Below are 14637 nucleotides of genomic sequence, written 5' to 3'. Positions count from 1 at the left end.
CCATGCGGGGCCCTATCCTGAGCGCGATGCTATGCGCGACGGCGCGCGGCGGCCTGACGGTTGACTTAAAATGCAAGGCACATGACTCAGTTGACCAACGGAGGGCGAGAAGAACGTGACGTACCGAGCGCTCATCGTGGAGGACGACCCGCGGGCCGCCGACGCCCTGCGCTCCTACCTCACACGCTATGGCCGCGAGGTCGGCGCGTCCTTCTCGGTTGAGGTCCTGGGGTCCGCGCTCGAGTTTCTGGACGGGCGGCACACGGCCGACATCGTGTTTCTGGACATCGGCCTTCCCGGCATCAACGGCATGGAGGCCGCCGAGATCATGCGCCAGACCGATGAGGTCACGCCCATCGTCTTTGTGACCGACCTCGCACAGTACGCCGTGCGCGGCTATGCGGTTGACGCGCTCGACTTCATGGTCAAGCCCGTGACCTACGAGGACTTTGCCCTGCGTATGGGCCGCGCGATGCGCGTCATGGGGCGCAACGCGGATACCGCCGTCTCCATCCCCACGACGGACGGCACCCGCATCGTCCCCGTTCGCGACATCATCTACGTTGAGATCCTCCGACACGACCTCTACTGGCACGTGGCCGGGCAGACGGAGCCACTTCGCGTGCGCGGCTCGCTCACGGCCGAGGAGGGGCGGCTCGGCGCGCGGTTCTGCCGCATCTCCGCGAGCCATCTCGTCAACATGGGGCAGGTGAGCGTCGTACGCGGGAGCGGCGTCACCATGAGCGACGGCACCGAGCTCGCCTTCTCCCGCACGCGCAAGAAGGCCGCGCTCGAGGCGCTCGCGCGCTTTGCCGGCGGGAGCGTGTGATGGGCGACGCCGTCGCCTGGATGGGGACGAGCCTCGGCGGGGCCGGGACCTCAATGAGCCCCGCGACCATCGCGCTGGGCATCGTGTCCGTCGTCCTCATCTGCGTGCGCATCGTGGGCGGCATCGGCCTCTTCGCACGCGGGCTGCCTCCGCGCCCGCACTTTGCGGCGCGCTGCCTTGCGATCGTCGGGGCCGTGGCCGTAGTCTTTCTCGCCCTGCTCAGCGCGGCGCTGTCCGTGGGCGCCGTCTCCCCCGCCATGGGCTACCTCCTGCAGTTCGGCGCCTTCACGCTCATCCTCGCGGCCTGCGTGGGGGCCGTGATGCTGCTCTTTGACGCCTCCGTCTGGGTGGCGCTCTTCTGCGTGACGGCCGGCTACACGGCCCAGAACCTCGCGACCGGCGCCACCGAGCTCGTGGCGAGCGTGGCGCGGGCGGCCGGGGCCAACCCGTCGGCTCCGGCCTTCTACCTCACGAACGACCTCGTCTGCCTGACGCTCGTGCTTCTCGCCACGTACCTCCTGCTGGCGCGGCGCATCGACCACGAGGGGCTCGTGCAGATGGAGAACCACTCGATGCTCGCCATGATGCCCGTGGTGAGCCTTGTGATCATCGGCTTCGACGTCATGGTCAAGGCGCTCACCGGGGAGGGGCTGGCGCTTGGGTACGTGGTGGCGCTGCGCCTGTTCCACGGCATCGCGTGCGTGGCAACCCTGTGGATCGAGTATCAGCTGCTCTACCGCGTGCGCGTGGAGCGCGACCAGGCCACGGCGTCGCGGCTCATGGCCGAGCGGGAGCGGCAGCTCACCCTCTCGCGGGAGAGCATCGACGCAATCAACATCAAGTGCCACGACCTGCGGCACCAGATTCGCTCCCTTGCGGACGGCGGGGCCGTCGTGGACCGCTCCGCCCTCGACGACCTGGCGCGCGAGGTCTCCATCTACGACTCCGCCGTTGCCACGGGCAACGAGGCGCTGGACACCATCCTCACCGAGAAGAGCCTCGTCTGCGAGCGACGCGGCATCACGCTCACCTGCATCGCCGACGGCGCCGCGCTGGGGTTCATGGCCCCGGCGGACCTCTACGCCCTCTTTGGCAACGCGCTCGACAACGCGATCGAGGCGGTGAGCGAGCTGGACGACCCCGCGCGGAGGAGCATCTCGCTCGTGGTGCGCCGCGCGATGGGCGGCGTCTCCATCCACGTGGAGAACTACTACGCGGGCGAGCGGCGCTTCTCCGCGGACGGCATGCCCGAGACCACCAAGGCCGACCGCGCGTCGCACGGCTTTGGCACCCGCTCCATGCGGCAGATCGCCGAGCGCTACGACGGGTCCTTCTCCGCCGAGGCCAAGGGCGGCGTCTTCCGCCTGGACGTTATCCTCCCCGCGCCCGTGCAAAAGTGACAGGCACTTTTGCACGGCGTGCCCCGATTCGTGCAAAGGGGACAGGCACTTTTGCACGCATGCCCGTGCAAAAGTGCCTGTCCCCTTTGCACGCTACGCCTCTGTCAGGTTTACCCCGTCCCTTTGCCAGGTCAAAGGGCGCACCCAGCGGTAGCGCGTAGCCCGCGCGGCGCCGACCTTTTCCAGCTCGCCGGCCGCCTGGAGGCGCGCGAGCACGCGGTCGAGGGTGCGCGAGCTGATGGTGGGCAGGGCGTCCGCAATCTCGCGCCGGCTCACGGGCTCAAGGCGCCCGGCGAAAAAGGCCCGCACGCGCTCATCGGAGGACCCCTGAGACAGCACCGCCATGCGCTCGTCCAGGTCACGGTAGCAGGCGAGCACCACGCCAAGGAAGTACGTCACATACGGCAGGTAGTCGTTCTCCCCCTCCCGCCAGCCGGCCGAGCTCGCCGCCAGCGCCTCGTAGTACGTCTCCTTGGTGCGCTCGATCTCGTGCTCAAGGGAGACGTAACGCCCCACGTCATAGCCTCCGCGATAGAGCGTCAGCAGCATGAGGAGCCTGCTCATGCGCCCGTTGCCGTCGTTGAACGGATGGATGCTCACAAAGTCGAACGTGAAGAGCGCGCTGGCGAGAAGAACGTCGTAGCGACCGTCCTTGACGGCCCGCGCGTATGCGGAGCAGAGGCCCGCCATCGCGTCCGGCGTCTCAAGCGCACTTGTGGGGACAAAGCGCGTAACAAGCGTCCCGCTCGGCCCCGTCTCGGCGATGACGTTGTCGGCATCCTTCCAGCGGCCGCCAAAAGAGACGTCCACATAGCGATAGAGGTCGCGGTGGAGCTGCAAGATGACGTTTGGGGTCACGTCGATGTGCGCATGGCTTTCGTGAATGAGGTCGAGCACGGCGCGGTAGCCCGCTATCTCGCGCTCGTCACGGTTTCTGGGCTGAACGCGCATCTGGACGAGCTCACGCAGGCGGGCGTTTGAGGTGCGGATGTTCTCGAGGCTGTTGGAGGCGCCCGTGCTCTGGATGCGCGCAATCTCGCGCAGCCCCTCGAGCTCGACGGGACGCAGCTCCTGCCTGAGCTCCCGACGCGCCCGGAGCGCATGGATGGCCGAGAGAGCATTGACGACCTCGGGGACCATGAGCTTTGAGAGCTTCCGCTCGTAGTCAAACGCGCACATTTCCCCTCCCTCGAGTATCTCCGCCACCATGGAAGTATCTTCGCCAAATCTATCACATCTGGCGGAGATACTTGTGTGCCAACGGCGTCAGGCTTATTTGGCACGCGGTCCGAGCGTGCCAAATAAGCCTGACGCCGTTGGCACGGTGGCACGGTGGCACGGCGCCGGCCCGCGGATCGCGGGCCGGCGCCTGAGAGGGGGACTGTAGCCGCGCGCTACTGCTCGGCGCGCTCGGCCTTGCGCTTGACGTGGTTGCGCCAGGCGGTGAAGCCGATGAGGCCCAGGCCCACCACGCTCACGACGTTGATGCCGAGCATGATCTTCTCGACCGTCTGCATGCCGGGCTTGTAGACGCTGCCGGGCATGGCGCCGTCCATGGCGTTGGAGTTGGCCACGGTGTAGAGCAGGTGGTGGATCGCCTCGCGGCCGTAGTGATACTGAGCCGCATTGTCCTTGTCGTAGGTCCACCAGCTGCCCTGGTCCTGATAGGTGAGCTTGGAGTCGCCGCCGGCCTCGATCATCTGGTAGGCGTCCATGAACACGCCGGTGTTGGCGTTGTCCGTGATGATGAAGCCGTCGAAGCCCCACTCGTCGCGCACGAGCTCGGTGAGCAGCGCGTAGGAGCCGCCGGTCCACGTGGCGCCAATGCGGTTGAAGCCGGTCATGATGCCCTGGCAGGCGCGAATCTGCCTCGTGGCGTTGGCGTAGGCGCCATCGCCGTTGTCCTCGAGGTAGTTGAGGTCGACGTCGCCCACCTTCATGCACATCTCAAAGGGCTTGAGGTAGATCTCGCGGATGGACTGCTCGTTGGCCCAGGTGGCGATGGAGTACTGGCCCTCGCGGTCGCCGCGGTGGTTTTCCTGATCGTTGAGGGCAAAGTGCTTGATCATGGCGTAGACGCCCTTGGAGGCGGCGCCCTTGACCTCGAGCGAGCCGATCACGCCGGAGAGGAACCCGTCCTCGGAGTAGTACTCGCCGTTGCGGCCGGTGAAGGGCGTGCGGTGGATGTTCATCGAGGGGGCGTACCAGCCGTTGGTCGTGCCCATCGCGGCGTCGTTTCCGATCATCTCGCCGTAGTCGAGGTAGATCTCCTGGTTCCAGGTCTGCGTCACGGTGACGGGCGTGCAGAAGGAGAGGCCGTTGCCGCCGTAGATGAGACCGGAGGCGGTGTCGGCGTCGATGGCAAACGGCTTGCCCACACTCTCCAGCGCCTCGGTGCCGTAGCCGCCGCGGGCGATGGTGAGGTCGTAGTCCTCGGGCGTCAGCTGGTCGAGCAGGTCGTCCCACAGGGGGTCGTCGTAGTCCTTGCCGCGCAGGTCGATCAGCGCGAGGCCGTTGTCCGCGCCATAGACCGGCTCGTCGGTGATGCTCGCCGGGTCCACGGGGTTGCCGGACTCGGTGGAGTCGAGCTGGGCCACCAGCTCGTCGGACGCCTCCTTCACGTAGAGCAGCGAGGCCGGCTGGCCGTCAAGCTCACCGTTGATCTCGTTGCCCCAGGTGGAGACGGCGCCCTCGAGCGGGGTGCCGTCATGCGCGGGCCAGGTGCCCGTCCAGTCGGCGCGCGTGAGGTACGTGGCGTCGCCGGCGGCCTCCTCAAAGAGGTTCTCGATCTTCTCGCCGGTGTAGGAGTCGGCGGCGTAGGTCGTGGCGTCCACGTCCGCGTTGTCGGGCACGTAGGTGGCCGTCATCGCGACGTTGCCCTCGGCGTCCATGCCGTCGGCCGTGACGTAGCCCTTGGCGGCGAGCACGTTGTTCACGGCGTCGTGGGCGTTCTTCCCGGCGGTCACGTAGTAGGTGCCCGCGTCGAGGATGTAGGTCCCGGCCCCGTTGGCGTCATAGGCCTTGAGCTGCTCCTCGCTGAAGGAGATCTCCACGGTCTGGGACTCGCCCGGCTCGAGGAGCCCAGTCTTGCCCAGGCCCACCAGCTCCACGGCGGCCTTCTCCACGCCGTTGGCGCGGTCGTAGTCCGTGTAGGGGCTCTGCGCGTAGAGCTCAACCACGTCCTTGCCGGCCACATCGCCGGTGTTGGTCACGGTCACGCGCGCGGTGCACGTGTCGCCGTCCCAGCTGGTCTGGAAGTCCGACCACTCGAAGGTGGTGTAGGAGAGGCCAAAGCCAAACGGGTGCGTGACCTCGTCCGCGTAAGAGAAGTCGCCGGCGTTGCCGGTCCCCATGACCACGTCCTCGTAGCGGGTCTCGTAGTACTTGTAGCCCACGTAGATGCCCTCGGCGTACGTGACGTAGTTGTACTTGGTGAGCTCGCCGCTCTTGTCCACGTACTGGTAGTCGCCAAAGTTCTGGGCAGCCGGGCTCTTGAGCGGCTCGCCGGAGAAGGTGTCCGCGGTGCGGGCGGACGGGTTGATGTCACCCGCCATGATGCCCGCGAGCGAGTCGAGGCCGTAGGTGCCCGTGCTCGGCACGAAGAGGACCGACTTGATGTTGGGCATGTCCTCCAGGAAGTCCAGGTCAAGCGCCGAGGCCGTGTTGACGATGAGCACGGTGTTGTCGAAGTTGTCGTTCAGGTACTGCAGGATCTCCAGCTCCGTGCTATCCGGCTCCAGGTAGGTGCGCGCCTGGTCCTCGGGGCTGTCCGCGTGGTTGTACATGGAGCGCGGCATGTCGCGGCCCTCGCCGGCCACGCGGCGCAGCACAAAGACGGGCGTGGTGCCCTCGGCGCTGGCCAGCACGCCGGAATCCTCCATCACGGAGAGCGGGCACTCGTTGATGGAGAAGTCCTCGTCGTCGCCGAAGCTGATGGAGCCCGCGCCCATCGTGTACGCGGCACCGGCGCCCGTGGTGTAGAAGTCGAGCAGCTCCTCGTTCACCGTGAGGCCGTGGGCCGCAAAGGTGTTGAGGAAGGTGGAGTTGTCCACCTTGCCGCCGCCCGTGTACTGGCTGATCATGCTCTGGCTGCTCGTGAGGTTCTTGACCGACTCGCTGAAGAAGCTGAGCGTGGTGCCCTCCGGCAGCGGCAGGCTCTCGCCCTCGTTCTGGAGGAGCACGTAGCCCTCCGCGGCAATCTGCTTGTCCAGCTCCTCCGCGGCCGCCTTGAGCTCGTCGACGCTGGCGTAGTCGGCCTTGTTGTAGTCGAGGTCCAGCCCATCGGCATTGACGCCCGAGTTGTCCCAGGACTGCTGGTAGCCGAGCATCGAGTCGACCATGCGGCTGAATCCGCTGTAGAGCCCCGGCAACACGAAGTTGTTCACGGCCAGCAGCGCCACGAGCACGATGGCCACGATCACCTTGACGATCGACTTCACCACCCTTCCCACCTTGCGAGCGGTGCTAATCTGTTTTGCCACGTCCTTCTCCCTTCCTCCCGCGGGCAGCCGGCATGCCGCCCGCATCCTATCCTGACGCTCAGCTTACGTTCAGCCCCGCCCCGTGTGCGAGGTGTGACAGAATCGGTCGCAGGGCGTGACGCTTTCGGGAGGACACATGTACAGGATGCTCATCGTCGAGGACACTCCGGCGGAGGCCGACCTCCTGCACGGCCACCTGCAGAGGTACGCCAGCGAGAAGAACCTGTCCTTCTCGATCGAGACCCTGTCGTCGGCCCTCGAGTTCATCAACTCCCGGCACGTGGCCGACCTAGTCTTCATGGACATCGACATGCCCGGCATCAACGGCATGGAGGCCGCGGAGATCCTGCGCAGCTACGACACCGAGACCCCGCTCGTCTTTGTGACCAACCTCGCGCAGTACGCCGTGCGCGGATACTCCGTCGACGCGGTTGACTTCGTGGTCAAGCCTGTCGAGTACGGGGACTTTGCCATGCGCATGGACCGCGCGATGCGCGCGGTGGCGAGAAACGCCGCGCGCACCCTGGCACTGCCCACCGCGGACGGCATGCGCGTGATCGCGCAGAGGGATGTCACCTACGTCGACCTCGTCAAGCACGATGTGCGCTATCACCTTGTCGACGGCACCGAGCTCCGCGAGCGCGGAAGCCTCCGCGCAGCAGAGCAGCGGCTCGACCCGCAGTCCTTCCTGCGCATCTCCTCGGGCTGCCTCGTCAACATGGCGCGCGTGGAGCGCATCGGCCGCGAGTCCGTGACCGTGACGGGCGGGGCCGAGCTCTTCTACAGCCGCTCGCAGCGCAGGCGCGCCCTCGAGACGCTTGCCAACTACGTGGGGAGGAGCTTCTAATGGCCACGGCGGTCGCGTACGCGCTCTCGTTTCTCGTGACCTTCGGCAGCGCCGTCGCAGGCGTGGGGATGTTTGCGTGGCAGCTCGAGCGGCGTGCGGGGTTTGCCCGGCGCGTGGCCGCGATTGCGGTCGTTGGCGCGGCGGTCTGCACGGTTCTTCTCGCCATGCCGGCGCCTGCGGCCCCGCCAGACCCGTCCGACGCCCTTCCCTATCCGGTACAGCTCCTGATGTTCTCTGCCCTGCTGGCCATCATGGTGGGCGTCACGCTCTGGCTCTTTGACGCCTCGGTCTGGACGGCGCTCTTCTGCTGCACCGCGGGGTACGCCGTCCAGAACTTTGCCTCGGGGCTCACCGAGCTCGTCTGGGTGGCCGCCGGCGTGCCGGAGTCCGCGGACCCCACCCTGCGCGGGCACCTCGTGCGGTTTGCCCTCAACGTCATCTGCATCCTTGCGGTCTACGTGCCGTTCTACCGCGTCTTTGCGCGCCACATCAGCCGCGAGGGACTCGAGGAGGTGTCCGACCGGGCGCTCATCGTCATCATGGTGGTGGTCATGCTCGGTGTCATCGGGTTCGACCTCATCATCAAGGACATGGCGGACCGGGGGCTGCCCCTCATGTACGAGGCGGCGCTGCGCGGATTTCACGGGCTTACCTGTGGGCTCACGTACGCGCTCGAATACGAGCTTCTCGTGAGCCGCCGCCTCCAGGTGGAGCGCGCGACGACCGAGCGCGTGCTCGCCGAGCGGGAACGCCAGTACGAGCGCAGCCGAGAGAACATCGAGGCCATCAACGTGAAGTGCCACGACATCCGTCAGCAGATCCGCAGCCTTGCCGATGGCGGAACCGTGGTTGACCGGGGCGCGCTCGACGACATCGCGCGCGAGGTGGACGTCTACGACTCCACGGTTCGCACTGGCAACGAGGCGCTCGACACCATCCTCACCGAGAAGAGCCTCGCGTGCCGGCGGGCGGGCATCACCCTCTCCTGCATCGCCGACGGCCCCGCGCTCGACTTCATGTCCGCGGCCGACATCTACGCGCTCTTCGGCAACGCGCTCGACAACGCGATCCGCGCCGTGAACGAGCTCGATGACGCGGGGGTGCGCTCCATCTCGCTCGTCGTGCGGCGCGTGGCGGGAGTGGTGTCCATCCACATAGAGAACCCGTTTGCTGGGAGCATGGAGATGCGTGACGGCTTGCCCGTCACAACAAAGGACGACCGCACGGGTCACGGTTTTGGGCTCCGCTCGATGCGGCTCACCGCGGAGCGCTACGGAGGCACGCTCACCGTCCTCGCCGAGGGCGGCCGATTCCACGTGAACGCGATCTTCCCCGCAGGCTAAGGCGTGCCACCGGCGTCAGGTCCGTGCCACTGGCGTCAGCGTGCAAAGGGGACAGTCACTTTTGCACGGACATACGTGCAAAAGTGACTGTCCCCTTTGCACGCTGACGCCAGTGGCACGTTGGCACGCTAAGACCGGGGACGATACCAGGCCAGAAACTCGTCGGCCGCCTCTTCGGGAAGGTCGCGCAGCTCGAGGCCGTCAGCGTCGCTCGCCGCCGTGCGCGCGGAGAGCGTGGCCACGCCCGCGCGGCGCTGAAACGGGTTGGCGCGCACCTCCATGCACTGCAGGCGGACCCGCGGCGCGATCACGGTGAGCCGCGTGAGCCCGCCGGTAACGAGCACCAGCTCGCGGGCGGTGTGGCCATAGCGAGCGGCGCCCCAGGCGCGCAGCGCGTCCACGATGAGCCCCACGAGCAGCACTACGCTCAGCACCCCCGCGGCAATGAGCAGCGGCTCCAGCAGCCATCCCGCGCTCTCAAGCAGGCCGGAGAGGCCGAAGAGCCACTGGGCGCCAAGGAAGATCGCAGTCGCGAACGGCCACCAGATCACCGCGCGCACCACGGCGCGCCGACGCGCGACGGGCCCCAGCTTCCCCAGCTCAACATGGCCCAGAACGCCCGAGCAGTCCGGCAACACCTCGGCGAGAAACGCGTCGATCTCGCCCAAGCGGATAAACGGATGCAGCAGCACGCTGCCCGAGGGCTCGCCGTCCTTCTCGCCCGGCGCGGAGACCACCTGCGCCGTGACCTCGGCATACCCGATGAGCTGGCGAATGATGCCCTGCCGCACCGCCACGTACTGCACGCGCCCCGTCGCGAGCGTACGCGACGAGCGGGAGAGCAGGCCGTGCTCCACGACCACGCGGTCGGCATAGCGCTCCACGCGATAGCCCGCGTAGCGCACGAGGTTTACCACAAACGAGACTGCCGCCCCCAAGAGGAGCGCAAGAGCGAGAAACGCGAGGACCACGGGCACAATCATCGGGGAGAGCCCGGCCATGAGCTCGTCTCCCCTGCCCACGACGTCGAGCAGCCCCCACTCGATCAGCTGGTTGGCCCCGTTGACGAGAAGGACCACGAGCGCAATGGCCTGGCTGCCGGCGCTCATCTGGGAGGCCGCGGCGAGGGCGAGCTTGCGGCCTTCAAGCGAGAAGACCGCGAGCGGCTCCTCGGAGGAGGAGGACGGCGCATCGCCAGCCGAGGCGTTCTTCTCGCCCGCCGGGGCGCGGTCCCCGGCGACCCTCCTGCGACGGAAGAGCTCCGCGCGCAGCGCCTCCGCCTCGCCCGCTCGCAGGCCGGAGATCTTGGAGGCGTCGCCCTCGGAGGCCGCGGCGCCCGTGTCCAGGTCGAGGGCTATGAGGCCGAAGATCCGGTCGAGCAATGACGAGTTCATCGAGACGGTATGGATGTGCTCGTAGGGAACCGTAAGGCTGCGGCGGCTGAACGGCCCCCAGCCAAGGCCCCAGCACAGGCGGACGCCCTCGTCCGTGAGCTCCCAGGTCCGCGCACGCCAGACGGCGAAGCTCAGCAGCAGGCAGACGGCGAAGATGCCAACGGCGGCGAGGACCAGCTTGGCCAGCGCGAGGAGGTCCCCGGCAAAGAAGTCCCGGGCCAGGCCAAACGCCACAAGAACGACCAGGCCAGACGCCATCTTGATCGCCTCGGCGAGCACGGAGAGGGGGTTGGCGCGGTGCGTGCCGCGCAGCGTTTCCGGAGTTGTGTCAACGCCCTCGAAGAGCGAGCGCCTGGGGACGGCCAGCCGCTCGAGCTCCCTCTCGACGCTCGCGGCGCTTGGGGGAGCGGCGTCGGGCGCGGGCGGGCGGACGTCCTTCTCGCCGGGCGCGGGCGGGGTGCCGCCGGCGGGGCTCACACGTCCTCCTTGGCGAGGCGCGCGAGCTCGGCCACGCGGTCGCGCAGCTCGTTGGCGTCGTCCTCGGCGAGGCCGGGAATCTCGAAGCTCTCGCCCGCCGTGGAGATGGTCACGGCTGCCAGGCCGTGCGCGCGCAGGATGGGGCCCTGCTTGGTCTGCACGTGCTGGACGCGCACGAGCGGCACGAGCACGCGCTTCTTGGTGAAGACACCGTGGTAGAGGTCCACATCGGTGGGGGTGACGTCATAGCGCCAGGTGGCGTACTCGACGCGCGGCGAGACGAGAAGATCGACGACGCAGATGGCCTCGATAACGCCCGCGACGAGGTAGACCCAGAAGACGTCGCCCCCCAGATGGCGCACGATGAGCCAGGCCGCGACGGCCAGTGCGGCAACCACCGCGATGCCGATGACGTCGGAGACGTACCACACCCGCAGCATGCGCGGGTCAAGCCGGTGCGAGGGCAGGTCTGACATGCCGGTCCTTTCCATGGGGGACGCCACATCATTCTCTCATGGCCGCCGTGCCACTGGCGTCAGGTTTATTTGGCACAGGGACCGTGCAAAGGGGACAGGCACTTTCGCACGGGCGAACCGTGCGAAAGTGCCTGTCCCCTTTGCACGGTCCCTGTGCCAAATAAACCTGACGCCAGTGGCACGCACATCAGAGCCGCGCCCGGCGGCGTGCTAGGGCCCGGTGCGCCCACGCGATCACGCCCACGCCCGCCACGGCGTCGGCGATCGCGAGGGCGGTCCCCACGTAGTTGAAGCCCTGCGTCTTGACCGGCCGCTCGATGCCCGGCTCGCCCACGCTCGCCGCGGCCTCGTTGTAGGCGAGGTTGGTGGCGCGCGCGTTGAGCCACGCATAGAGCACGTTCTTGGCGGCGCGCCTCAGGTTGGTGAGGTAGCTCACGGCGCGTGGCTCCTCGGGAGTGCCCTCCGCGGCCAGGAGCTCGTCCTGCGTGAACCCGTACGCAAAGGCGCCGTTGCGGAAGACGCCGTCCATGTAGAGGTCCCCGCCGGCACGCAGCATCTCGTCCGCGTTCATGTACGTCTGATGGTCGGCGTAGTCCGTGATGACGGCGCCCTCGAAGCCCCACTCGCCGCGCAACACGCTCGTGAGCAGCGCGCGGCTGCCGCCCGCCCACGTGGCGCCGATGCGATTGTACGAGGTCATGAGGCCTGTCGTCCCGCGCTCGACGGCGCGCTGGAACGGCGCGAGGTAGATCTCGCGCAGCGTCTGCTCCGTGAGCCACGTGTAGAGCGAGTCCCGGTAGGAGTCCTGGTTGTTGACGGCAAAGTGCTTGAGGAAGGCGTACGTTCCCGCATCGCGCGCGCCGGCGACCACCTCGGCGGCCATGGTGCCGCACAGCAGCGGGTCCTCGGCGTAGTACTCGTAGTTGCGGCCGCCCACGGGCGTGCGGTGGACGTTGGCGCAGGGCGCGTACCAGCCGTCCACGCCGATCATCGCGCACTCAAGGCCCACCTGCGCACCGTACTCGCGCGCGAGGTCGGCGTTCCACGCCTGCGCGAGCACCGTCGGGCCGGGATAGCCCACGCCATAGCTCAGCTGGTTGAACGACCCCACCTGCGCGGGGCCGTCCACCTCCTTGGTGCGCGGCTTGCCGATCCCGTCGATGTCCCCCGTGGCCAGGTAGCCGTGGAGAACGAGTCGCTCCATGTCCGCCAGCGAGACGTAGTCGAGCAGGAGCTCCCAGCGCGGGTCGTCGTAGTCAAGGCCCAGCTCCCTGCCCATCTGCGTGAGCTCGCCGTCCTCGGTGAGCTGCCAGTAGTCGCCCGCGGACGAGACGAGTGGCTGGTTGAGCGGCGTGGCGAGCTCGCTCTCGTAGCGGCGCGCATCGGCCTCGACGCGGTCCTCGCCGTAGAGGTTGAGGGCAATGACGTTGTCCGTCATGGCGCGGGCCGCACTCCCCTGGCGCGGGAACGTGCCAGCGAAGTCCGCGCGCGTGAGGTACGTGATGCCGGCGGCGGAGTCCGAGCCGTCGATGGAGACGCCGTCCTCCGCGGACTCGCCGGTGAAGCGATTGGCAACGGTGGCACCCGTCTGGAGGTCCTTCTCGCAGAGCACGTCAGAGGGCAGGTAATAGGTCGTCCGCGCGTAGTCGCAGTCCGCGAGCTCGTGCGCGTTTCGCTTGAGCTCGACGACATACTCGCCGCGCTCGAGCTCGTAGCCCGCAAAGTCGTTGCCGTTGGCGTCATAGCAGTCGTAGGAAGCAACGTCGTCGAGCGCGAAGGAGAGCGTCACGTCCTGGCTCTCCCCCGGCTGCAGAAGGCGCGTCTTGGCAAAGGCCACGAGCACCGTCGAGGCCTTCTCGATGCCGCCGGGCTCGTAGGGCGGCGTGCAGTAGAGCTGCACCACGTCGCGGCCGGCCACCTCCCCGGTGTTGGTGACGCGCACGGTGATGGAGACGTTCGTCTCGCGGTCCACGCGCATGCCCTGGCCGGGCGCGCGCGCCGTGACCTGCCACGAGAAGGACGTGTAGCTGAGGCCGTAGCCAAACGGGTACTGGACCACGGCATCGTAGCCCGTGCCGTGCTCGTTCTCCACGTCGTCCCAGAAGCCCTCGGCGTCGGCCGTCTCGTACCAGCGGTATCCCACGTAGATGCCCTCGGCGTAGTCCACGAAGCGCACCCCGTCGTAGGTCTCGGCCACGCCGACGTTGGCGTTGAGCGTGCCGTCGGCCGGGTAGAGGCCCGCGCCGTTGGTGTAGAGCCCCTCGCCCATGGCGCCCGAGTTGGCCCAGCTCGCGGCCGTCTCGAAGGCGTAGGCGTAGGTGTCCGCCGTGCGGCCGGAGGGGTTGACGTCGCCCCAGAGCGCGCCGACGACGGCCCGGGCGCCCACCTCGCCGGTGGTGCCCACGATGAGCGCGGCGTCTATCCCCGGTATGGTCTCGAGCTCGCCGAGCTCCATCGTGTTGGTGGAGTTGACCAGCACCACCACGCGCTCGTAGGTCGCGCCCACGTAGCGCAGCAGGTCCTCCTCCTCACGAGAGAGCTCGAGGTAGCCGCGCGTGGCGTCGACGTCCACCTCGCCGTCGCGGCCGCTCACCTTGTGCTGCGCGCTCGGGCAGTCGATGGACTCGCCGGAAACGCGCCCGATGACCACGATCGCCGTGTCCGAGTACGCCTCCGCCGCGGCGAGAAGGTCCTCGGAGTAGCACGTCCTGTCGCGGACGCTCGGCTCGTAGAGGCGGCAGAACTCGGTGTCATGGCTGTTGAGGGCGCCCGCAGAGCGGTAGGCGCGCTCGCCGTGAAAGCCGCGGTACATGTCCGTGAGCTGCGTGTTGTACGCGATGCCCCGCTCCTCGAGCGCGGCGAGAAGCCCCGTCGCCTCGCCGGTCACCTGGCCGGAGCCTGACCCGCTCGCCACCCACTGCGTGGACGCCCAGCCAAAGACGTTGACCTGCGTCACGTCGGCGGGGAGGGGCAGCGCCTCGCCCTCGTTGCGCAGCAGGACGATGCCCTCGGCCTCCACGCGCTCCGCGAGCGCGCGGCCCCTCTCCATCGTGGCGTCGCGCTCCTCGGGCTCGACGTTCACCACGTCGGTGCCCAGGAAGGAGTCGACCGTGTCGCCGAGAAGCGCCATGGCCACGTTGGCCGCCACGAGCGCGCCCACCGCCACCACGGCACCCGCGCACGCGACCACCCTCACGACCCTGCGACCCCTCTTGCCCACGCACCCTCCTCAGATCGACGCCGCCCCGCGGCTCCCGTCCTATTCTAACGACCCGCCACGACACGGCATGGGCTACAATGTCGGTTGGAAAATCCCCGAAGAGAAGGGTCCGCATGAAACCTCGACCTCACAGTCGATGACCTGCGGCGCGCTCCCGTGGCGCGTCGAGT

Annotated in this window: 9 protein-coding genes; 4 read left to right on the top strand and 5 right to left on the bottom strand. The window is 68.0% G+C overall.

Annotated features, from left to right (window positions below; translation table 11 throughout):
- Positions 1-115 precede the first annotated feature (115 nt).
- Together E0L17_RS11255 and E0L17_RS06920 are read left to right on the top strand one after the other, a co-directional pair.
- Positions 116-829 carry a LytR/AlgR family response regulator transcription factor gene (locus tag E0L17_RS11255; RefSeq protein ID WP_167930524.1) on the top strand — a complete coding sequence of 238 codons (714 nt, stop codon included), beginning with the start codon at positions 116-118 and terminating at the stop codon, positions 827-829.
- Positions 829-2229, top strand: a complete 1401-nt coding sequence (locus E0L17_RS06920) for an ATP-binding protein (RefSeq protein WP_167930523.1) — start codon at positions 829-831, stop codon at positions 2227-2229. The genes E0L17_RS11255 and E0L17_RS06920 overlap by 1 nt, the downstream gene beginning before the upstream one ends.
- A gap of 93 nt (positions 2230-2322) precedes the next feature.
- Here E0L17_RS06920 and E0L17_RS06915 read toward each other — a convergent pair whose 3' ends face one another.
- Both E0L17_RS06915 and E0L17_RS06910 read right to left on the bottom strand, forming a co-directional pair.
- On the bottom strand, positions 2323-3408 hold the full coding sequence (locus E0L17_RS06915) for a Fic family protein (RefSeq protein ID WP_167930522.1): 1086 nt from the start codon (positions 3406-3408) through the stop codon (positions 2323-2325).
- Positions 3409-3623: 215 nt separating this feature from the next.
- Positions 3624-6710: a glycoside hydrolase family 3 N-terminal domain-containing protein gene (locus E0L17_RS06910; protein ID WP_206109046.1), complete on the bottom strand. Its 3087-nt coding sequence runs from the start codon at positions 6708-6710 to the stop codon at positions 3624-3626.
- A 136-nt stretch (positions 6711-6846) separates the two neighbouring features.
- Between E0L17_RS06910 and E0L17_RS06905 the strand changes: the two genes are divergently transcribed.
- Together E0L17_RS06905 and E0L17_RS06900 are read left to right on the top strand one after the other, a co-directional pair.
- Complete coding sequence (locus E0L17_RS06905) at positions 6847-7557, top strand: LytR/AlgR family response regulator transcription factor (RefSeq protein ID WP_167930520.1); 711 nt, start codon at positions 6847-6849, stop codon at positions 7555-7557.
- Entirely contained in the window at positions 7557-8900 is a 1344-nt protein-coding gene (locus tag E0L17_RS06900; RefSeq protein ID WP_167930519.1) for an ATP-binding protein, read from the top strand. Before E0L17_RS06905 ends, E0L17_RS06900 begins: the two co-directional genes overlap by 1 nt.
- Positions 8901-9028: 128 nt before the next feature.
- Here the strand turns inward: E0L17_RS06900 and E0L17_RS06895 are convergent, their stop codons facing one another.
- The 3 genes from E0L17_RS06895 to E0L17_RS06885 form a co-directional block, all read right to left on the bottom strand.
- Positions 9029-10771, bottom strand: coding sequence for a PH domain-containing protein (locus tag E0L17_RS06895; protein ID WP_167930518.1), 1743 nt, complete (start codon positions 10769-10771; stop codon positions 9029-9031).
- Positions 10768-11247, bottom strand: coding sequence for a PH domain-containing protein (locus E0L17_RS06890; RefSeq protein WP_167930517.1), 480 nt, complete (start codon positions 11245-11247; stop codon positions 10768-10770). Before E0L17_RS06890 ends, E0L17_RS06895 begins: the two co-directional genes overlap by 4 nt.
- A gap of 187 nt (positions 11248-11434) precedes the next feature.
- Positions 11435-14467, bottom strand: coding sequence for a glycoside hydrolase family 3 protein (locus E0L17_RS06885; protein WP_353652959.1), 3033 nt, complete (start codon positions 14465-14467; stop codon positions 11435-11437).
- Positions 14468-14637 lie beyond the last annotated feature (170 nt).

This window comes from Olsenella sp. SW781 (assembly GCF_012027725.1).
Classification (GTDB): domain Bacteria; phylum Actinomycetota; class Coriobacteriia; order Coriobacteriales; family Atopobiaceae; genus Thermophilibacter.
The sequence above is the reverse complement of the archived record's forward strand: the minus strand, read 5'-3'. Positions and strand labels throughout refer to the sequence as shown.

Coding starts and splice junctions, on each gene's coding strand:
- E0L17_RS06890 (WP_167930517.1), bottom strand. CDS start 11,247: ATGTCAGACCTGCCCTCGCACCGGCTTGACCCGCGCATGCTGCGGGTG.
- E0L17_RS06900 (WP_167930519.1), top strand. CDS start 7,557: ATGGCCACGGCGGTCGCGTACGCGCTCTCGTTTCTCGTGACCTTCGGC.
- E0L17_RS06920 (WP_167930523.1), top strand. CDS start 829: ATGGGCGACGCCGTCGCCTGGATGGGGACGAGCCTCGGCGGGGCCGGG.
- E0L17_RS06915 (WP_167930522.1), bottom strand. CDS start 3,408: ATGTGCGCGTTTGACTACGAGCGGAAGCTCTCAAAGCTCATGGTCCCC.
- E0L17_RS06905 (WP_167930520.1), top strand. CDS start 6,847: ATGTACAGGATGCTCATCGTCGAGGACACTCCGGCGGAGGCCGACCTC.